Origin of the sequence: Streptomyces sp. 3330 (genome assembly GCF_031456635.1) — a bacterium.
Lineage (GTDB): Bacteria > Actinomycetota > Actinomycetes > Streptomycetales > Streptomycetaceae > Streptomyces.
In genome coordinates this window covers 538,104-558,188 of sequence record NZ_JAVDVA010000001.1, presented here as the reverse complement: position 1 = coordinate 558,188, position 20,085 = coordinate 538,104, and the positions used below count along the sequence as shown (strand labels likewise).

Annotated in this window: 16 protein-coding genes; 13 read left to right on the top strand and 3 right to left on the bottom strand. The window is 73.5% G+C overall.

Features of this window, described 5'->3' with window-relative positions:
• Nucleotides 1-47 precede the first annotated feature (47 nt).
• The 5 genes from lepA (at nucleotide 48) to hemW (ending at nucleotide 8,954) form a co-directional block, all read left to right on the top strand.
• Complete coding sequence (lepA, locus tag J2X68_RS02455; RefSeq protein ID WP_310430721.1) at nucleotides 48-1,916, top strand: translation elongation factor 4; 1,869 nt, start codon at nucleotides 48-50, stop codon at nucleotides 1,914-1,916.
• 247 nt (nucleotides 1,917-2,163) lie between these two features.
• On the top strand, nucleotides 2,164-4,038 hold the full coding sequence (locus J2X68_RS02450; protein WP_310430720.1) for an AMP-dependent synthetase/ligase: 1,875 nt from the start codon (nucleotides 2,164-2,166) through the stop codon (nucleotides 4,036-4,038).
• Nucleotides 4,039-4,253: 215 nt separating this feature from the next.
• Nucleotides 4,254-6,326 carry a SpoIIE family protein phosphatase gene (locus J2X68_RS02445; protein ID WP_310430719.1) on the top strand — a complete coding sequence of 691 codons (2,073 nt, stop codon included), beginning with the start codon at nucleotides 4,254-4,256 and terminating at the stop codon, nucleotides 6,324-6,326.
• 132 nt (nucleotides 6,327-6,458) lie between these two features.
• The gene (locus tag J2X68_RS02440) at nucleotides 6,459-7,562 is read left to right on the top strand and encodes a Dyp-type peroxidase (RefSeq protein ID WP_310430718.1); all 1,104 of its coding nucleotides are present in this window, start codon (nucleotides 6,459-6,461) and stop codon (nucleotides 7,560-7,562) included.
• Between the two features lie 159 nt (nucleotides 7,563-7,721).
• The gene (gene hemW / locus J2X68_RS02435) at nucleotides 7,722-8,954 is read left to right on the top strand and encodes a radical SAM family heme chaperone HemW (protein ID WP_310430717.1); all 1,233 of its coding nucleotides are present in this window, start codon (nucleotides 7,722-7,724) and stop codon (nucleotides 8,952-8,954) included.
• A 113-nt stretch (nucleotides 8,955-9,067) separates the two neighbouring features.
• On the opposite strand, the gene J2X68_RS02430 is transcribed toward hemW, so the two are convergent.
• Nucleotides 9,068-9,871, bottom strand: coding sequence for a DUF3097 domain-containing protein (locus tag J2X68_RS02430; protein ID WP_310430716.1), 804 nt, complete (start codon nucleotides 9,869-9,871; stop codon nucleotides 9,068-9,070).
• A gap of 42 nt (nucleotides 9,872-9,913) precedes the next feature.
• Complete coding sequence (locus J2X68_RS02425) at nucleotides 9,914-10,657, bottom strand: MBL fold metallo-hydrolase (protein WP_310430715.1); 744 nt, start codon at nucleotides 10,655-10,657, stop codon at nucleotides 9,914-9,916.
• Nucleotides 10,658-10,816: 159 nt separating this feature from the next.
• Between J2X68_RS02425 and hrcA the strand changes: the two genes are divergently transcribed.
• The 5 genes from hrcA (at nucleotide 10,817) to J2X68_RS02400 (ending at nucleotide 15,412) form a co-directional block, all read left to right on the top strand.
• On the top strand, nucleotides 10,817-11,833 hold the full coding sequence (gene hrcA / locus J2X68_RS02420; protein ID WP_020127761.1) for a heat-inducible transcriptional repressor HrcA: 1,017 nt from the start codon (nucleotides 10,817-10,819) through the stop codon (nucleotides 11,831-11,833).
• Nucleotides 11,834-12,970 (top strand): molecular chaperone DnaJ, encoded by a 1,137-nt coding sequence (dnaJ, locus tag J2X68_RS02415; protein ID WP_310430714.1) that lies wholly within the window; start codon nucleotides 11,834-11,836, stop codon nucleotides 12,968-12,970.
• 189 nt (nucleotides 12,971-13,159) lie between these two features.
• Nucleotides 13,160-14,248, top strand: a complete 1,089-nt coding sequence (locus tag J2X68_RS02410) for a nitronate monooxygenase (protein WP_310430713.1) — start codon at nucleotides 13,160-13,162, stop codon at nucleotides 14,246-14,248.
• Nucleotides 14,245-14,991, top strand: a complete 747-nt coding sequence (locus tag J2X68_RS02405; protein ID WP_310430712.1) for a 16S rRNA (uracil(1498)-N(3))-methyltransferase — start codon at nucleotides 14,245-14,247, stop codon at nucleotides 14,989-14,991. Before J2X68_RS02410 ends, J2X68_RS02405 begins: the two co-directional genes overlap by 4 nt.
• A 28-nt stretch (nucleotides 14,992-15,019) precedes the next feature.
• On the top strand, nucleotides 15,020-15,412 hold the full coding sequence (locus J2X68_RS02400; protein WP_310430711.1) for a VOC family protein: 393 nt from the start codon (nucleotides 15,020-15,022) through the stop codon (nucleotides 15,410-15,412).
• Here J2X68_RS02400 and J2X68_RS02395 read toward each other — a convergent pair.
• The gene (locus J2X68_RS02395; protein WP_310430710.1) at nucleotides 15,354-15,749 is read right to left on the bottom strand and encodes a hypothetical protein; all 396 of its coding nucleotides are present in this window, start codon (nucleotides 15,747-15,749) and stop codon (nucleotides 15,354-15,356) included. The two genes, J2X68_RS02400 and J2X68_RS02395, sit on opposite strands and share 59 nt — an antisense overlap.
• Before the next feature lie 78 nt (nucleotides 15,750-15,827).
• On the opposite strand from J2X68_RS02395, the gene J2X68_RS02390 reads away from it, so the two are divergent.
• From J2X68_RS02390 to J2X68_RS02380, 3 genes are all read left to right on the top strand, one after another.
• On the top strand, nucleotides 15,828-16,322 hold the full coding sequence (locus J2X68_RS02390; protein ID WP_310430709.1) for a hypothetical protein: 495 nt from the start codon (nucleotides 15,828-15,830) through the stop codon (nucleotides 16,320-16,322).
• 45 nt (nucleotides 16,323-16,367) lie between these two features.
• Complete coding sequence (locus J2X68_RS02385) at nucleotides 16,368-19,571, top strand: S41 family peptidase (RefSeq protein WP_310430708.1); 3,204 nt, start codon at nucleotides 16,368-16,370, stop codon at nucleotides 19,569-19,571.
• Nucleotides 19,572-19,727: 156 nt separating this feature from the next.
• Complete coding sequence (locus tag J2X68_RS02380) at nucleotides 19,728-20,081, top strand: histidine triad nucleotide-binding protein (RefSeq protein WP_310430707.1); 354 nt, start codon at nucleotides 19,728-19,730, stop codon at nucleotides 20,079-20,081.
• Nucleotides 20,082-20,085: the final 4 nt, after the last annotated feature.

Genomic DNA, 20,085 nt, shown 5'->3' with positions numbered 1-20,085 from the left:
ATCGATCCGACCCGAGGCACAAGGCGCCTCAAGAGACAGGACCCTGCGTGCCCGCGACCCCTAACAATGTGCCCGAGCCGAGCCGTACCGACCCGGCTCTGATCCGCAATTTCTGCATCATCGCGCACATCGACCACGGCAAGTCCACGCTCGCCGACCGCATGCTCCAGCTGACCGGAGTGGTCGATCAGCGGCAGATGCGTGCCCAGTACCTCGACCGCATGGACATCGAGCGCGAGCGCGGCATCACGATCAAGTCCCAGGCGGTCCGCCTGCCCTGGGCCCCGACCGAGGACCCGGGCAAGACCCACATCCTCAACATGATCGACACCCCGGGGCACGTGGACTTCACGTACGAGGTGTCCCGGTCGCTGGCCGCCTGTGAGGGCACCGTCCTCCTGGTCGACGCCGCCCAGGGCATCGAGGCCCAGACTCTCGCCAACCTCTACCTGGCGATGGAGAACGACCTCAAGATCATCCCCGTACTGAACAAGATCGACCTGCCGGCCGCCCAGCCCGAGAAGTTCTCCGAGGAGCTCGCCAACCTCATCGGTTGCGACCCGGAGGACGTGCTCAAGGTCTCCGCCAAGACCGGTCTGGGCGTCGAGGCGCTGCTGGACCGCGTCGTGGCCGACGTCCCCGCTCCGGTCGGCATCCAGGACGCCCCCGCGCGCGCCATGATCTTCGACTCGGTGTACGACTCCTACCGCGGTGTCGTCACGTACGTGCGTGTCATCGACGGTCAGCTCAACAAGCGTGAGCGGATCCGCATGATGTCCACCGGCGCGACGCACGAGCTGCTGGAGATCGGCGTCTCGGCTCCGGAGATGAAGTCGGCCGACGGCCTCGGTGTCGGTGAGGTCGGCTATCTGATCACCGGTGTGAAGGACGTCCGCCAGTCCAAGGTCGGTGACACGATCACCACCCTGCACAAGGGGGCGACCGAGGCGCTCGGCGGTTACAAGGACCCGAAGCCGATGGTCTTCTCGGGTCTGTATCCGCTGGACGGCTCCGACTACCCCGAGCTGCGCGACGCCCTCGACAAGCTCCAGCTCAACGACGCCGCGCTGGTGTACGAGCCGGAGACGTCCGCCGCCCTCGGCTTCGGTTTCCGCGTCGGCTTCCTGGGTCTGCTGCACCTCGACGTGATCCGCGAGCGGCTGGAGCGCGAGTTCGGGCTCGACCTCATCGCCACCGCGCCCAACGTGGTCTACCGCGTGGTCATGGAGGACGGCTCCGAGCACACGGTCACCAACCCGAGCGAGTTCCCCGAGGGGAAGATCGACAACGTGTACGAGCCCGTCGTACGCGCCACGATCCTCGCGCCCTCCGAGTTCATCGGCTCGATCATGGAGCTGTGCCAGACCCGGCGCGGCACCCTGCTCGGCATGGACTACCTCTCCGAGGACCGGGTCGAGATCCGCTACACGCTCCCGCTCGCGGAGATCGTCTTCGACTTCTTCGACCAGCTGAAGTCCAAGACGCGCGGCTACGCCTCCCTGGACTACGAGCCCACCGGCGAGCAGGCCTCCAGCCTGGTCAAGGTCGACATCCTGCTGCACGGCGACAAGGTGGACGCCTTCTCGGCGGTCACCCACAAGGACGCGGCGTACGCGTACGGCGTGCGGCTCGTCGCCAAGCTGCGCGAGCTCATCCCGCGGCAGGCCTTCGAGGTGCCCATCCAGGCGGCCATCGGCTCCCGGGTCATCGCCCGCGAGACCATCCGCGCCATCCGCAAGGACGTCCTCGCCAAGTGCTACGGCGGTGACATCTCCCGTAAGCGGAAGCTGCTGGAGAAGCAGAAGGAGGGCAAGAAGCGGATGAAGATGGTGGGTTCCGTGGAGGTTCCGCAGGAGGCCTTCATCGCCGTCCTGAGCAGTGACGACAACGCGGGATCGGGCAAGGGCAAGAAATAGCCACGATCCACGCCGGTTTCCAGGGCCCGTCGCGCGACAGCGCGGCGGGCCCTGTGGCTGTATTCAGGAGAAAGTGACTGCCCGGAGCCCCTTACGTGCTGGCCAGTCGCCCTCTACTCTGTCCCTGCTCGGTAGTTACTCGTGAGTTAAACAACAGCCGCCGTCAACAACCGCCGCTGTCAGCAACCGCCGCGTCGAACGACGCCGGCAATGAGCCAGCCGCATCGTCGCGGGCCCGGAGGATGTCGTGAGCGACACACAGACACTGATCGAGAACCGTCCGCCGTCCGTCGCGGGCCTCTTCCTGGAGCGCGTGGCCGCCACGCCCGACGCCGAGGCATACCGCTATCCGGTACCGGCCGCGGCCGGTGAGGGCCCCGACGACTGGAAGTCGCTGAGCTGGGGGCAGGCCGCCGAACGGGTCTACGCGATCGCGGCCGGCCTGATCGAGCTGGGCGTGCGGGCCGAGGAGCGCGTCGCGCTCGCCGCCTCGACGCGGCTCGAGTGGATCCTCGCCGACCTCGGCATCATGTGCGCCGGGGCCGCGACGACCACCGTCTACCCGCAGACCAACGCCGACGAGTCCGCGTTCATCCTCGCGGACTCCGAGTCCAAGGTGCTGATCGCCGAGGACGCGGCCCAGCTCGCCAAGGCGGTCGAGAAGCGCGCCGAGCTGCCCGCCCTCACCCATGTGGTCGTGATCGACCCGGCCGGCGTCGAGACCGCCGACTGGATCCTCACCCTCGACGAGCTGGAGAAGCGCGGCGCCGCCCGGCTGGAGAAGGAACCCGAGCTGATCAAGGAGCGGGTCGGCGCGATCACCAAGGACCAGCTCGCCACCCTGATCTACACCTCCGGCACCACCGGCCGGCCCAAGGGCGTCCGCCTGCCGCACGACAACTGGTCGTACATGGCGAAGGCGATCGCCGCGACGGGCCTGGTCGGCCCCGACGACGTGCAGTACCTGTGGCTGCCGCTCGCGCACGTCTTCGGCAAGGTCCTCACCTCCGGCCAGATCGAGGTCGGGCACGTCACCGCCGTCGACGGCCGCGTGGACAAGATCATCGAGAACCTGCCGGTCGTCCGGCCGACGTACATGGCCGCCGTGCCGCGCATCTTCGAGAAGGTCTACAACGGGGTCGCCGCCAAGGCCCGTGCGGGCGGCGGGGCCAAGTTCAAGATCTTCCAGTGGGCCGCCGAGGTCTCCCGCGAGTACGCCAAGGCCGCCCAGGACAACTTCCGGCGCACCGGCACCGCCGCCGTCCCCTTCGGACTCGGCGCCAAGCACAAGGTCGCCGACGCGCTCGTCTACGCCAAGATCCGCGAGGCCTTCGGCGGCAACCTGCGCGCGTGCGTCTCCGGGTCGGCGGCGCTCGCGCCGGAGATCGGCTACTTCTTCGCCGGCGCCGGCATCCACATCCTCGAGGGCTACGGCCTGACGGAGTCCTCCGCGGCGTCCTTCGTCAACCCCGGTGAGGCCTACCGCACCGGCACGGTCGGCAAGCCGCTGCCCGGCACGGAGGTGCGGATCGCCGACGACGGCGAGATCCTGCTGCGCGGCCCCGGCATCATGGAGGGCTACCACGGCCTCCCCGAGAAGACCGCCGAGGTCCTGGAGGCCGACGGCTGGTTCCACACCGGTGACATCGGCGAGCTGTCGCCCGACGGGTACCTGCGCATCACCGACCGCAAGAAGGACCTCATCAAGACGTCCGGCGGCAAGTACATCGCGCCCGCCGAGGTCGAGGGACAGTTCAAGGCGGTGTGCCCGTACGTCTCCAACATCCTCGTGCACGGCGCCGACCGGAACTTCTGCACGGCGCTCATCGCCCTCGACGAGGTGTCGCTCCTCGACTGGGCGAAGGACAACGGGCTGGCCGGAAAGCCGTACGCGGAGGTCGTCGCGGCGCCCGTCACCGTGGAGCTCATCGACGGCTACGTCAAGCAGCTCAACGAGGGGCTCCAGCGCTGGCAGACGATCAAGAAGTTCCGGCTGCTGCCCCGGGACCTGGACGTCGAGCACGGTGAGATCACGCCCAGCCTGAAGCTGAAGCGGCCCGTCGTGGAGCGGGAGTACAAGCACCTCATCGACGAGATGTACGCCGGGTCGCGCGAGGCGTAGCGCGGGCGCGCACGGCGCGGGACACAGCGCGGCGGCGCGCGCCCGGGGCGGAGTCCGAATGCTCGGATTCCGCCCCTCAAGCGTGCGTCATCGGACACACGCGGACACACGCGGAGCACGGTTCTCGCCCAGGAGCGCCCACTTCGGTAACCCAGCGCTCACGGCCGGGACCGGTCTGTCACCCTGTGGGCATCCGACCGTCCGGGGAGCTGCGCATGGGGGCCATTCCGACGCAACGGGAGACCGCGTCCCGTGCCCATGGCGCGCCCGCGCCCCCGAGCACGCAGGCGATCACGCTTCCGCACGCCCGCGCGACCCTGGCCGGCGGCCCCCTCGCGCCCGGCGCCGCCCGTCGGCTGGTGCGCGCCGCGCTCGCGGAGTGGGCGGGTCTCGGCCTGCTCGGCGCGAAGGAGGCGGGTGCGGCCGGGGAGACCGGTGACGCCGGCGACCGCGCTGACCCCGGCGAGCGCCTCGCGGAGGACACCACGCTCGTCGTCAGCGAGCTCGTCACGAACGCCGTCGTGCACGCCGGCACCGACGTCGAGCTGACGTGCCGGCTGGAGGACGCTCCCGACCACCTCGAACGCCCCGCTGTCCCCGGCGGCTGCCGCGCGGTCGTCGTCGAGGTCTCCGACCACCACCCCTCCCGCGCCCCGCGCGACGGCACCGCCGAGCCGTCCTACGGGACGCCCGAGTACGGCCGCGGCCTGCGCCTGGTCGCCGCGCTCGCCGACGCCTGGGGGGTGACGTACCGCAGGGGCACGAAGACGGTCTGGGCCCGGCTGCTGCCGACGGCCGCCGGGTCCCCCGACGCCGACCTCCCCGGCCCCGGCGAGCAGCCGCGTTCCGGCCGCGAGCACGACGTCCCCGGCCGCGCGGGACACCTCGGCTGCTTCCGTCCCGCCGGTCTCACCGCCCACCCCGACCGCCCGCGCGACGCCGGTCCGGGTCTGCTCGAAGCCCTGGCCCCGGTCCCGCGGCCGGTCGGGTCGCGGGACCGGGACTGGCTCAACCGCGGCGCCCTCTCCTTCCTCGCCGAGGCGTCCGATCTGCTCGCCGGGCAGCTCGACGAGGACCTGGTGGCCGCGCTGACCGGCCAGCTGCTCGTGCCGCGGCTCGCCGACTGGTGCGCGGTGTGGCTGGAGGACGAGGTGAGCGGGCGCGGAGAGTGGGCGGGCGGGCCCGGGCCCCGGCTGGCCCGGGTCTGGCACGGCTGCGAGAGCCGCGTGGAGGAGCTGCGCCGGGCCCTGGAGAAGGATCCGCCGCCGTGTCCGCCCGACGGCGGCCCCCGCTCCGGGCCGGAGCCCTTCCCCTGGCCCGGCGCGGCGCTCGGTCCGCACGGCACCGCCCTCGCCTACCGGCTGATCGCCGGCGGGCGGCCGCTCGGCACCCTGGTCATCGGGCAGGCCGGACTGCCGGCCTTCGCCGACGAGGTCACCGGGCTCGTCGAGGACCTCGGCCGCCGGGTGGCGCTCGCCATCGGAGCGGCCCGCCAGTACGCCCGTCAGGCCACCATCAGCGCCGTCCTGCAGCGCGGGCTGCTGCCCGGCGCGGTCGCCGAGATCCCCGGGGTGCGCAGCGCACTCGTCTACGAGCCGCGCGAGCAGGGCGGCCCGAGCGGCGACTTCTACGACCTGTTCCCGGCGGGCGACGGACGCTGGTGCTTCGCGGTCGGTGATGTGCAGGGCAAGGGGCCCGAGGCGGCCGTCGTCATCGGCCTGGCCCGGCCCTGGCTTCGGCTGCTGGCCCGCGAGGGCTACGGCGTGGCCGACGTCCTGGACCGGCTCAACCAGCTCCTCCTCGACGACGCGACCGAGGCGGCCGACGCCGCCGCCCGCGCCTTCGTCGGCCCCGCCGGGCCCGGTGACGGCCCGCAGACCCGGTTCCTGTCGCTCCTCTACGGCGAACTGGCCCCCTTCGAGGGAGGGGTCCGCTGCACCCTCGCCTCCGCCGGGCACCCGCTGCCGCTGCTGCTCGGGCCGGACGGCTCGGTCGCCACGGGCGGGCGCCCGCAGACCCTGCTCGGGGTGATCGAGGACGTCACGTACACCAGCGACAGCCTGGAGCTGCGTCCCGGCGACAGTCTGCTGTGCGTCACCGACGGCGTCACGGAACGGCGGTCGGGCCTGCGGCAGTTCGACGACGAGGACGGTCTCGCCGTCGCGCTGGCGGGCTGCGTGGGACTCGACGCGGAACTGATCGCGGAGCGGATCCGGCGACTGGTCCACGAGTTCGGCGACCAGCCGCCGGAGGACGACCTGGCGCTCCTGGTGCTTCAGGCGGAGTAGCGGGCTCGGCGCCCGCTCCCCCGGAGGCGTGGCGGCGAGGGCCGTGGAGGCGTGGCGGGGCGGCGAGAACCGTGGTGTTGCGAGGGGCGGGGGAGACCGGGTGTTCCGGCGTGCGGATGTATCGTCCGGTTCGTGCCGAAGGCGAAGAATGCCGTGACCGGAGTGCCCACCCGCCGACGTGTGCTGATCGCCGGTGCGGGACTCGGACTGACCGTGACCGCCTGTACGCGTGACGCCGGTCCGCCCGAGGACGCCCGCGGGCCCGGCTTCCACGGTCTGCGCCAGGCCGGGGTGACGACCCCGCGGCAGGCCACCGCGCTGCTCCTGGCGTACGACCTCGATCCCGCGCTGCGCGGCGCGGCGGGCGCGCGGGCGCTGAAGGCGGTGCTCGGCACCTGGACGCACGCCCTCGCCGAGACGCTGGGGTCGGACGGTTCGCGCGCCGCCCGCCTCACCGCGACCCTCGGCATCGGCCCCGCCCTCCCCGCGCGCCTCGGCCTGCGGGCCCCGGCGGCCCTGCGGGACCTGCCCGCCTTCACCGGTGACCGGCTCGACCCCGACCGCTGCGGCGGCGACCTGCTGGTGCAGCTGTGCGCCGACACCACGGACGTCACCGAGGCGATCGCCGCGACCCTGACCCGGCTGGCCGGGGAGGCCCTGTACCCGCGCTGGCGGCAGGACGGCTTCCTGCCCCCGTCCTCCGACGGCACCACTACCCCGCGCGACCTGCTGGGCTTCGAGGACGGGACCGCCAACCCGACCCCCGAGGAGTGCGAACGCTGGGTGTGGTCGGGCAACGCCACCTGCCTCGTCGTACGACGGGTCCATCTGCGCCTGGAGGACTTCGCACGGCTCCCCGTGCACCGCCAGGAGGAGATCATCGGCCGCAGCCGTTCCACCGGCGGGCCGCCGGACGCCGGCCGGGACGGCCGTTCCCCGGCCGGTGGTCCCGAGGGGTCCGCCCCGCCGCGTTCCCACGTCCGGGCCGTCAGCCCCCGTCTCGACTCGGGAGCCCGGATGCTGCGCCGCGGCTACTCCTACGCGGACGGCCCCACCGACCAGGGACTGCTGTTCCTCGCCTTCATGCGGGACCCCGCGCTCTTCGCGCGCGTGCAGCGCCGGATGGCGGCTCAGGACGAGCTGAGCGGGTTCGCCGAGGCCCGGGGTTCGGCGGTGGCGTACATCCTGCCGGGCGCGCGACCGGGACGACCGCTGGGCGCGGAGCTGCTGGACTGACGCCCACCGGCGTCCGGCATCCGGCATCCGGCGTCCGGCGCCCGCCTTCCCGGGCCTGACCGCCTTCCCGCCTTCCCGCGCTTGCTGCCCGGCTTGCTGTGCGAGGGGGCGCCGGGCCGTCCGGACGGGGGCCGGTGGGTGTGCGGGACAATGGGTGGCATGCCTTCCGCACTTCCCGACGGTGAGCCGGTCCCCGACGACGGCGCGCTCCCCGCGCACGCGCTCGCCGGCGCCGCCGACCGCCCCCTCGGGTTCTATCTGCACGTCCCGTACTGCGCGACCCGCTGCGGCTACTGCGACTTCAACACCTACACCGCCACCGAGCTGCGCGGCACCGGCGGAGTGCTCGCCTCCCGCGAGAACTACGCCGACACCCTGATCGACGAGGTCCGGCTGGCCCGCAAGGTCCTCGGCGACGACCCGCGCGAGGTCCGCACGGTCTTCGTCGGCGGCGGCACGCCGACCCTGCTGCCCGCCTCCGACCTGGTGCGGATGCTGGGCGCGATCCGTGACGAGTTCGGGCTGGCGGCGGACGCGGAGGTGACGACCGAGGCGAACCCGGAGTCCGTCGACCCCGCCTACCTGGCCACTCTCCGCCAGGGCGGCTTCAACCGGATCTCGTTCGGCATGCAGAGCGCCCGGCAGCACGTGCTGAAGGTCCTCGACCGCACGCACACCCCCGGCCGGCCCGAGCAGTGCGTGGCGGAGGCCCGGGCGGCGGGCTTCGACCACGTCAACCTGGACCTGATCTACGGCACGCCGGGCGAGTCGGACGACGACTGGCGTGCCTCGCTGGACGCCGCTCTGGGCGCCGGCCCCGACCATGTCTCGGCGTACGCCCTGATCGTCGAGGAGGGCACGCAGCTCGCCCGCCGGATCCGCCGGGGCGAGGTCCCGATGACCGACGACGACGTCCACGCCGACCGGTATCTGATCGCCGAGGAGACCTTCGCCGCGGCGGGCTTCGCGTGGTACGAGGTGTCGAACTGGGCCACCTCCGAGGCGGCCCGCTGCCTGCACAACGAGCTGTACTGGCGCGGCGCCGACTGGTGGGGCGCGGGCCCGGGAGCCCACTCGCACGTGGGCGGCGTCCGCTGGTGGAACGTGAAGCACCCCGGTGCGTACGCCGCGGCGCTGGCGGCCGGACGGTCGCCGGGGGCCGGGCGGGAGCTGCTGCCGGCCGAGGACCGCCGGGTGGAGCGGATCCTGCTGGAGCTGCGGCTGCGGGAGGGCGTGCCGCTGGACCTGTTGCGGCCGGACGGGCTCGCGGCGTCGCGGCGGGCCCTGGCGGACGGACTGCTCGACAGCGGCCCCTACGACGCGGGGCGTGCCGTGCTCACCCTGCGCGGGCGGCTGCTGGCGGACGCGGTGGTGCGGGACCTGGTGGACTGACCCCCGGAGCCCGGAGCCCGGAGCCCGGAGCCCGGAGCCCGGAGCCCGGAGCCCGCGCTTCCGTCCGCGCCCCGCGCCGGTCCGAGCCCCCGTTTTCGTCCCCGCCCCGTGCCTCAGGACACCGTCACGAAGTCGATCAGTTCCTCGACGCGGCCCAGCAGTTCCGGTTCGAGGTCCTTGTAGGAGCCCACCCGCTTCAGGATCGCCTGCCAGACCGCCCCGGTGTTCTCCGGCCAGCCCAGGGCCCGGCACACGCCCGTCTTCCAGTCCTGGCCGTGCGGCACCCGGGGCCAGGCCTCGATCCCCACGGCCGACGGCTTCACGGCCTCCCAGATGTCGATGTACGGGTGGCCGACGACCAGGGCGTGCTCGCTCGTGACCGAGCGGGCGATGCGCCACTCCTTCGTGCCGGGGAGGAGGTGGTCCACCAGGACGCCCAGCCTGGCGTCGGGTCCCGGCGCGAACTCGGCGACGATCGCCGGCAGGTCGTCCACGCCCTCCAGGTACTCCACGACCACGCCCTCGACGCGCAGGTCGTCGCCCCACACCTTCTCGACCAGCTCGGCGTCGTGCCGGCCCTCGACGTAGATGCGGCCGGCACGGGCGACCCGCGCGCGTGCGCCCGGGACGGCGACCGAACCGGATGCGGTACGGGTGGGGCGTGCGGGCGAGGACGACGCGGGCCGCACGAGGGTCACGACCCTGCCCTCCAGCAGGAAGCCGCGCGGCTCCAGCGGGAACACCCGGTGCTTGCCGAAGCGGTCCTCCAGGGTCACCGTGCCCGCCTCGCAGCGGATCACCGCCCCGCAGAACCCGCTGCCGGGCTCCTCCACCACCAGCCCGGCCTCCGCCGGGACCTCGGGGACCGGCTTCGGCCGCTTCCAGGGAGGGGTCAGGTCGGCGGAGTACTGGCGCATTCGGATGACGATAGGAGAAGCCCCGGGCCGAGGGGCACACGATCAGCGCGACACGCCGAAACGGGCCGCCAGCGCGTCGCGTTGCGCCCGGACGAAGGCCGCGTCCACCACCGCCCCGTGACCGGGCACGTACAGCGCGTCCTCGCCGCCGAGGTCGAGGAGGCGGTCGAGGGCGGCGGGCCAGTGGGACGGCACGGCATCGGGGCCCGCCTGGGGCTCGCCGGACTCCTCGACCAGGTCCCCGCAGAACACCGTCTCGGGGGAGCCGGGCACACCGGGGCCGCCGGGTGTGCCGGGGACCAGGACCGCCAGATCATGGGCGGTGTGACCGGGGCCGACGTTCGCCAGCAGGACCTGCCGGCCGCCGCCCAGGTCGAGGGTCCACTCGCCGGAGACGAGGTGCCGGGGCCGGACGAGCGTGTCCGCGGCCTCCGTGGCCGCCGCCTCGTCGAGACCGTTGCGCACCGCGTCCGCCCGCAGCTCCTCGGCCGGGACGGTGTCCATCCCCACGGCGGCGAAGACCTCCGCGCCCGCGAACGCCGCCGCCCCGAACACATGATCGAAGTGGGGGTGGGTGAGCGCGAGATGAGTCACACGGGAACCGGTCAGCTCCCCGGCCCGGGCCCGCAGCAGCGCCCCTTCGGCCAGGCTCGATCCCGCGTCCACCATCAGTACCGCGCCCGCCCCGACGACCAGCCCCGCCGTGCAGTCCCAGCCCGGCAGCCGTACCCGCCCCACCCCGGCCGCGACCCGCTCCCACCCCAGCTCTTCCCAAGTCACCGTCATACCGCGACGCTAGCCCTACGACGCTGCGCCGGGGGCCGACCTTGCCCCGGGTGTACCCCACAGCCGTACACTGGGCCGGGGAACGCTGGCACTCGGATGTGAAGAGTGCCAGACGAGGCGCCCGGAGGACCGGGGACGACTGGTGGAGGTGTGCGCGCGATGCTGAGTGAACGCAGGCTCCAGGTGCTGCGCGCCATCGTCCAGGACTACGTCGGCACCGAGGAGCCCGTGGGGTCGAAGGCGCTCACCGAGCGGCACAGCCTCGGCGTGTCCCCGGCGACGGTCCGCAACGACATGGCCGCCCTGGAGGACGAGGGGTACATCGCCCAGCCGCACACCAGTGCCGGGCGGATCCCCACGGACAAGGGCTACCGGCTGTTCGTCGACAAGCTGGCCGGCGTCAAGCCGATGACCGGTCCCGAGCGGCGGGCCATCCAGAACTTCCTCGACGGCGCCGTCGACCTCGACGACGTCGTGGCCCGGACCGTGCGGCTGCTCGCGCAGCTCACCCGGCAGGTCGCCGTGGTGCAGTACCCGTCCCTGACCCGCTCGACCGTGCGGCACGTGGAGCTTCTCTCGCTCGCGCCCGCACGCCTGATGCTCGTGCTGATCACGGACACCGGGCGGGTCGAGCAGCGGATGGTGGACTGCCCCGCGCCCTTCGGGGAGGCCTCGCTGGCGGATCTGCGCGCGCGGCTCAACAGCCGGGTCGCGGGCCGCCGGTTCGCGGACGTGCCGCATCTGGTGGAGGATCTGCCGGACGCCTTCGAGACCGAGGACCGCGGCACGGTCACGACGGTGCTCTCCACCCTGCTGGAGACGCTCGTCGAGGAGAACGAGGAGCGGCTGATGATCGGCGGTACCGCCAATCTCACCCGCTTCGGACATGACTTTCCCCTCACCATCCGGCCCGTCCTGGAGGCGCTGGAGGAGCAGGTCGTGCTCCTCAAGCTCCTTGGCGAGGCGGGGGATTCGGGCATGACCGTACGCATCGGTCACGAGAACGCCTATGAGGGGCTCAACTCCACTTCGGTGGTGTCGGTCGGCTACGGTTCGGGCGGCGAGGCAGTCGCCAAGCTGGGCGTGGTCGGACCGACCCGCATGGATTACCCGGGAACGATGGGAGCGGTACGAGCGGTGGCACGGTACGTCGGACAGATCCTGGCGGAGTCGTAGGTGGCCACGGACTACTACGCCGTTCTCGGCGTGCGCCGCGATGCGTCGCAGGAAGAGATCAAGAAGGCCTTCCGGCGGCTCGCACGCGAGCTGCACCCGGACGTCAACCCGGACCCGAAGACCCAGGAGCGGTTCAAGGAGATCAACGCCGCCTACGAGGTGTTGTCGGACCCGCAGAAGAAGCAGGTCTACGACCTCGGCGGCGACCCGCTGTCGCAGTCGGGCGGCGGGGCCGCGGGCGGCTTCGGCGCCGGCGGCTTCGGGAACTTCTCGGACATCATGGACGCGTTCTTCGGAACCGCGTCGCAGCGCGGTCCGCGCTCGCGCACCCGGCGCGGCCAGGACGCGATGATCCGGCTGGAGATCGACCTCGAGGAGGCGGCCTTCGGCACGACCAAGGACCTCCAGGTCGACACGGCGATCGTCTGCACGACGTGCAGTGGCGAGGGCGCGGCCCCCGGCACCAGCGCGCAGACGTGTGACATGTGCCGCGGCCGCGGCGAGGTGTCGCAGGTGACGCGGTCCTTCCTCGGACAGGTCATGACCTCGCGGCCGTGCCCGCAGTGCCAGGGCTTCGGCACCGTCGTGCCGACCCCGTGCCCGGAGTGCGCGGGCGACGGGCGCGTGCGCTCGCGCCGGACGCTGACGGTGAAGATCCCGGCCGGTGTCGACAACGGCACCCGGATCCAGCTCGCGGGCGAGGGCGAGGTCGGCCCCGGCGGCGGCCCCGCCGGCGACCTGTACGTGGAGATCCACGAGCTGCCGCACGCGCAGTTCCAGCGCCGCGGCGACGACCTGCACTGCACGGTGACGCTGCCGATGACGGCGGCGGCGCTCGGCACCAAGGTCCCGCTGGAGACGCTCGACGGGCTGGAGGAGGTCGACATCCGGCCCGGTACCCAGTCCGGCCAGTCGATCCCGCTGCACGGCCGGGGTGTCACGCATCTGCGGGGCGGCGGGCGCGGCGACCTCATCGTGCACGTCGAGGTGCAGACGCCGAGCAAGCTCGACCCCGAGCAGGAGCGGGTGCTGCGGGAGCTGGCCAAGCTGCGCGGCGAGGAGCGGCCCACCGGGCAGTTCCAGCCCGGTCAGCAGGGGCTGTTCTCCCGGCTGAAGGACGCGTTCAACGGACGGTGACGGTAGCTGTGCGGGGGCGGTCCGCCCCCGCCGCTCCGTCCCTTCCCGCCCCGTGCGCTGCGCCGCCGGACCCCTTCTCCGGCCCCGCGAGGGGCTCGTCCCCGGACGCCGGACGGGCTCCGAGCGGTGGCACGTGCCAATGGGAAGGGTCGATTCGGACTTGTTCGGAGGACGTGACAACATGCCGTCATGTCCTCCGCACTGACCGATCTCTTCCCGTATCCGATCGTGCAGGCCCCCATGGCGGGCGGTGTTTCCCTCCCGCGCCTCGCGGCCGCCGTGTGCGAGGCCGGCGGGCTCGGATTCCTGGCGGCCGGGTACAAGACGGCCGACGGCCTGTACCAGGAGATCAAGCAGCTGCGGAGCCTCACCGCCCGTCCCTTCGGCGTGAACCTGTTCATGCCGCAGCCGGAGTACGCGGAGAGGGGCGCCGTCGAGGTCTACGCCCACCAGCTGGCCGGTGAGGCCGCCTGGTACGAGACCGAACTGGGCGACCCCGAGAGCGGCCGCGACGACGGCTACGACGCCAAGCTCGCCGTGCTGCTGGACAACCCGGTGGCGGTGGTCTCGTTCCACTTCGGCATCCCGAGCACCGAGGTGCTGGACTCCCTGCGGCGCGCGGGGACCTTCACCCTGGTCACGGCGACCACCGCGGAGGAGGCCCGCGCGGTGGAGCGGGCCGGCGCGGACGCGGTGATCGTGCAGGGGGTGGAGGCGGGCGGCCACCAGGGCACCCACCGGGACAACCCGGAGAACGACCGCTCGGGCATCGGGCTGCTCGCGCTGATCGCCCAGGTCCGCGAGGCGGTGAACCTGCCGATCGTCGCCGCGGGCGGGATCATGCGCGGCAGTCAGATCGCCGCGGTCCTCGCGGCCGGTGCGAGCGCGGCCCAGCTGGGCACCGCGTTCCTCGTCACGCCCGAGTCCGGCGCGCACGCCGTGCACAAGCAGGCGCTGACCAACCCCCTCTTCGTACGCACCGAGCTGACCCGCGCCTTCTCCGGCCGCCCGGCCCGCGGTCTGGTCAACCGCTTCCTGCGCGAGCACGGCCCGTACGCGCCCGCCGCCTACCCGGAGGTCCACCACCTCACCTCGCCGCTGCGCAAGGCGGCCGCCAAGGCGGGCGACGCGCAGGGCATGGCGCTGTGGGCCGGACAGGGCCACCGGCTGGCCCGCGAACTGCCCGCCGGGCAGCTGGTGGAGGTCCTGGTGTCCGAACTCCTCCAGGCGCGGACAGCGTTGTCCGACTTCCCGGCCGGTGACGGCGGTGCCGCGTGACGGCGCCCGTCTTCGTCGTCGACGAACTCCCGCCCTCCCGCTCCGAGTTCGTGCTGGACGGGCCCGAGGGCCGGCACGCCGTGTCCGTGAAGCGGCTGCGGACCGGCGAGGACGTCGTCCTCACCGACGGCGCCGGACGCTGGGCGCCGGGCGAGGTCGTCGCCGCCGAGGGCAAGGACCGGCTGGTGGTGAGCCTCGGGGAGGTGGTCGAGGAGCCCGCCGAGGCGCCCCGGATCACCGTCGTCCAGGCGCTGCCGAAGGGCGACCGGGGCGAGCTGGCCGTCGAGACGATGACCGAGACCGGCGTCGACGCGATCGTGCCGTGGGCGGCCGCGCGCTGCATCACCCAGTGGAAGGGCGAGCGCGGGGCCAAGGCGCTCGCCAAGTGGCGGGCCACCGCCCGCGAGGCCGGCAAGCAGTCCCGCCGGGTCCGCTTCCCCGAGATCGCCGACCCGTCGACGTCCCGGCAGGTGGCGGAGATCCTCGCCCGCGCCGACTTCGCCGCCGTCCTGCACGAGGACCGCGACTACGGCAGCGAGCCCCTCGCCACCGCCGCGCTGCCCGCCACGGGCGAGATAGTGCTCGTCGTGGGCCCCGAAGGGGGCGTCTCACCGGACGAGTTGGCGCTCTTCGCGCAGGCGGGCGCGAAGGCGTACCGGCTCGGGCGGAGCGTCCTGCGCACCTCGACCGCCGGCACGGCGGCCGCGTCCCTGATCCTGGGCAGGACCGGTCGCTGGTCCTGACCCCGCCCGCCCCTCCCGGGAGGACATCGTGGAATTCGTCCAGGTAAGGCTGCTGGTCACCGACTTCGCCGCCTGCTACCGCTTCTACGCCGACGTCCTCGGCCTCAAGCCGCAGTCCGGGGCGGAGCGGGGACCGTACGAGAAGTTCTCTCCCGCGACCGGTTCGACGGGCATCGCCATCCAGGACCGGGCGATGATGGCGGAGGTGCTCGGCGAACTGGGCCACCCGGCGAACGGCCACCGCTCCCTGGTGGCGTTGCGCGTCGACGACCTCGACGCCCTGTGCGAGCGGATCGTTTCCCGCGGCGCCAGGTTGCTCCACGGCCCCGCTCCGATGGCCGACCGGATGCGGGTGGCCCATCTCAAGGACCCGGAGGGCAATCTGGTGGAGCTGCAGGAGTGGCAGCTGCTGCGCGGCTGAGCGCGACGGCGGTGAACAGCTCCCAGCCGTCCAGCTCGCCGTCCAGCGGCAGCAGTCCCCGCTCGACGGCTTCGTCGACGAAGGCGCGCACCACCGCGGGTTCGTGCAGATTGAGGTGATGGCGGCGGTCGCCCACCCCGCCGCTGTGCGTGTAGGCGCCGCCGCCCGAGTAGCGCCCCTCGCCGTCCCGGAAGACGATGCGGGTGCGTCTGCCGTCCCGGTGGAGCGTGAGGATCTCCCGGCAGGGCTGTCCGTCCCCGTGGAGATGACGGACCGTCCACACATACGTGGTCGTCTCGTCGACGACGAGGGTCCTGCGGCGGCGCTTGTCGCTCATGCGTCCACGGTAGGGGCCGCCCGGATGTGACCGCATACGGGCTACCGCACCGCCCGCGCGAGTGGCACGCTGCCGTCCATGGGGGCACTGAGGCGTATTCGGCTTCTCCCGTTGGCGGCCGTGGTGGCGGTGGGCGCCGTGGCGTGCGAGCCGGGCGGGCTGAGCAGCATGTCCGTGGCGTACACCACCGACGAGGCCGCGACGGCCGAGATCCAGCGGCGGGACGTGGACGTGCGCTGGCTGACCTGCACGGCTCGGTACGAGGACCAGGAGAAGGCGGGGACCGTCGCCTCCGTGGACTGCCGGGGGAAGACCGCCGACGGGCGGGACATCACGGTCGAGGGGCAGGTCGCGCGGGCGGTCGACGGGGCCTGTGTGCGCGGCGATCTCACCGCCGTCGTCGGCAAGAAGCAGCTGTTCCGGGTGAGCGGGCTGGGCGACTGCGCGTCCGCGACGCCGTCGCCGGTCGCGCCGTCGGGTTCCGACCGGCCCGGCGGCCGGCCCACGGTCACCGTCACCGTCACCGTCACCGAGACCGTGCGCGGGGACGGGGGCGGGGGCGGCGGGAAGTGATCGAAACCGCTGACCTGCGGTCGCGCCGTTGCATACATTGATCGGGTGACACAGTCCGCGACGCCTGCCGCATACCTCCGATACCCCCATCTGCACGGCGAGTCGGTGGCCTTCACCGCCGAGGACGACGTGTGGCTGGCCCCCCTCGACGGCGGCCGCGCCTGGCGGGTCAGCGCCGACAACGTGCCGGTCACCCTGCCGCGCATCTCGCCCGACGGCACCACCGTGGCCTGGACCTCCGCCCGCGACGGCGCCCCCGAGGTGCACATCGCCCCCGTCGACGGCGGCCCGTCGACCCGGCTGACGTACTGGGGGAGCGGGCAGACCCGGGTGCGCGGCTGGACCCCGGACGGCCGGGTCCTCGCCGTCAGCACCCACGACCAGGCGACCCTGCGCCGCAGCTGGGCCCGCGCCGTCCCGGTCGACGGCGGACCGGCGACGACCCTGCCGTACGGGCCGGTCGGCACGGTCGCGTACGGCCCGCACACCGTGGTGCTGTCCGCGCCGATGGGGCGCGAGGCCGCCCACTGGAAGCGCTACCGGGGCGGCACGGCGGGCAAGTTGTGGATCGACCGGGACGGGGACGGGGAGTTCGCCCGGCTGCACGAGGAGCTCGACGGCAACATCGAGTACCCGGTCTGGGCCGGGGACCGGCTCGCGTTCCTCTCCGACCACGAGGGGACCGCGGCGCTGTACTCGTCCCTCGCCGACGGCTCCGACCTGCGGCGGCACACCCCGCTCGACGGTTTCTACGCCCGGCACGCGGCCGGTGACGGCACTCGAGTCGTGTACATGTCCGCAGGCGAGCTGTGGCTGCTCGACGACCTGGACGGCGCCGAGCCGCGCCGCCTCGACGTCCGGCTCGGCGGGCAGCGCGCCGACCGCCGCCCGTACCCGGTGGCCGCCTCCCGGTGGCTGGGCGGGGCCGCGCCGGACCACACCGCGCGGGGCAGCGCCGTCGAGGTGCGCGGCGCCGTGCACTGGGTGACCCACCGCTCCGGACCCGCCCGCGCGCTCGCCGCCGAACCCGGCGTCCGGGCCCGGCTGCCGCGCACCTTCCGCGCGGAGGGCGAGGAGTGGGTCGTGTGGGTGACGGACGCCGAGGGCGAGGACGCGCTGGAGTTCGCCCCGGCCACCGGGACGGCCCCCGGCGCCACACCGCGCCGCCTCGCGGTCGGACGGCTCGGCCGGGTCCTGGAGCTCGCCGTCACGCCCGACGGCAGCCGGGCCGCCGTCGCCGCGCACGACGGGCGGCTGCTGCTCGTCGAGCGGGAGACCGGCGAGGTCCGCGAGGTCGACAGCAGCCCCGACGGCGAGGTGTCCGACCTGGTCTTCTCGCCCGACTCGGCCTGGCTGGCCTGGTCGCATCCCGGGCCGCGCCCGCTCAGCCAGCTGAAGCTCGCCAACGTCACCGACCTGTCGGTCACCGAGGCGACCCCGCTGCGCTTCCGGGACTACGCGCCCGCCTTCACCCTCGACGGCAGACACCTCGCGTTCCTCTCCGCGCGCGCCTTCGACCCGGTCTACGACGAGCACGTCTTCGACCTCTCCTTCGTGGCCGGGGCCCGCCCGCACCTCATCACCCTCGCGGCGACGACCCCGTCCCCCTTCGGCCCGCAGCGGCACGGCAGGCCGTTCGAGGCCCCCGACAAGGACGAGACACCCGACAGCGAGGGCACCCCGGCCACCCGCATCGACCTGGAGGGACTCGCCGACCGGATAGTCCCCTTCCCGGTGGAGGCCGGCCGGTACTCCGGGCTCGCCGCGGCCAAGGACGGCGTGCTGTGGCTGCGGCACCCGGTGCGCGGTGTGCTCGGCGCCTCCCGCGCCACCCCGGACGACCCCGACCCGCACACCGAGCTGGAGCGCTACGACCTCGCCCAGCAGCGTGTCGAGCACCTCGCCGCCGACGCCGACGGCTTCGAGGTCAGCGGCGACGGCAAGCGGCTGCTGCTGTGGACCGACGGCAAGCTCAAGGTCGTCCCGAGCGACCGGCGCGCCTCCGGCGACGAGGACGGCGACAGCAACATCACCGTCGACCTCGGCCGGATCCGCCGCACCGTCGACCCGTCCGCCGAGTGGCGGCAGATGTACGACGAGACCGGCCGGATCATGCGGGACAACTTCTGGCGGCCCGACCTGGGCGGCGTCGACTGGGACGGTGTCCTGGACCGCTACCGGCCCGTGCTGGAACGGGTCGCCACCCACGACGACCTCGTCGACCTGCTGTGGGAGGTGCACGGCGAACTCGGCACCTCGCACGCCTACGTCATGCCGCGCGGCGGCCACGGCGGCGCCCGCCAGGGCCTGCTGGGCGCCGACATCTCCCGTCACCCGGACGGCAGTTGGCGCATCGACCGGGTGCTGCCCTCGGAGACCTCCGACCCCGACGCGCGCTCCCCGCTCGCCGCACCCGGCGTCGCGGTGCGGGCCGGTGACGCCGTCGTCGCCGTCGGCGGGCAGCCGGTGGATCCGGTCACCGGGCCCGGACCGCTGCTCGTCGGCACCGCGGGCAGGGCCGTCGAGCTGACGATCTCGCCGTCCGGCGGGGGCGAGCCGCGGCACGCCGTCGTCGTCCCCGTCGCGGACGAGGAGGCGCTGCGCTACCACGCGTGGGTCTCGGACCGGCGGGCGTACGTGCACGAGGCCTCCGACGGCCGGCTCGGGTATCTGCACGTGCCCGACATGCAGGCGCCCGGCTGGGCCCAGATCCACCGTGACCTGCGGATCGAGGTCGCGCGCGAGGGGCTGATCGTGGACGTCCGGGAGAACCGGGGCGGCCACACCTCGCAGCTGGTCGTCGAGAAGCTCGCCCGGCGCATCGTCGGCTGGGACCTGCCCCGGGGGATGCGGGCGTCCAGCTATCCGGAGGACGCGCCCCGGGGGCCCGTCGTCGCCGTCGCCAACGAGTTCTCCGGGTCCGACGGGGACATCGTCAACGCGGCGATCAAGGCGCTCGGGATCGGGCCCGTGGTCGGCACCCGCACGTGGGGCGGCACGATCGGCATCGACAGCCGGTACCGGCTGGTCGACGGGACGCTCGTCACGCAGCCCAAGTACGCGTTCTGGCTGGACGGGTACGGGTGGGGAGTGGAGAACCACGGCGTCGACCCGGACGTCGAGGTGGTCTGCGCTCCTCAGGACCATGCGGCCGGGCGGGACGTCCAGCTCGACGAGGCGGTCTCGCTGGCGCTGGCCGCTCTGCGGGAGACCCCGGCGAAGACGCCTCCGCCGCTCCCGGAGGCATAGCCCGCCCGGCGTCGTCGTGACCGCCCCCGGGGGCCACCCCCCCCGGGGGGCCCCGCTGCGGCCCGACCCGGCCCGTCCCCAAGCGCCGGACGGGCCGGAGCGGTTCACCCGGCTACCATGCCCCCGTACCGATCAACCGTCTGAGGAGGAACCCGCATGGCAGGGGAACCGCAGGACGACTGTCTGTTCTGCAAGATCGTCGCGGGCACCATCCCGGCGACGATCGTGCGGGAGACCGAGACGACCATCGCCTTCCGGGACATCAACCCGCAGGCGCCCACCCACGTCCTGGTGATCCCGAAGGCGCACTACCGGGACGCCGCCGCCCTGGCCTCCGGCGCGCCGGAGCTCGCCGCCGACGTGCTGCGCGAGACGCAGGCGGTCGCCGACGAGGACAAGCTGGAGAGCTACCGGGTCGTCTTCAACACCGGCGCCGGCGCCGGCCAGACCGTCTGGCACGCCCACGCGCACGTCCTCGGTGGCCGCGGCCTGCACTGGCCTCCCGGGTAGGCGC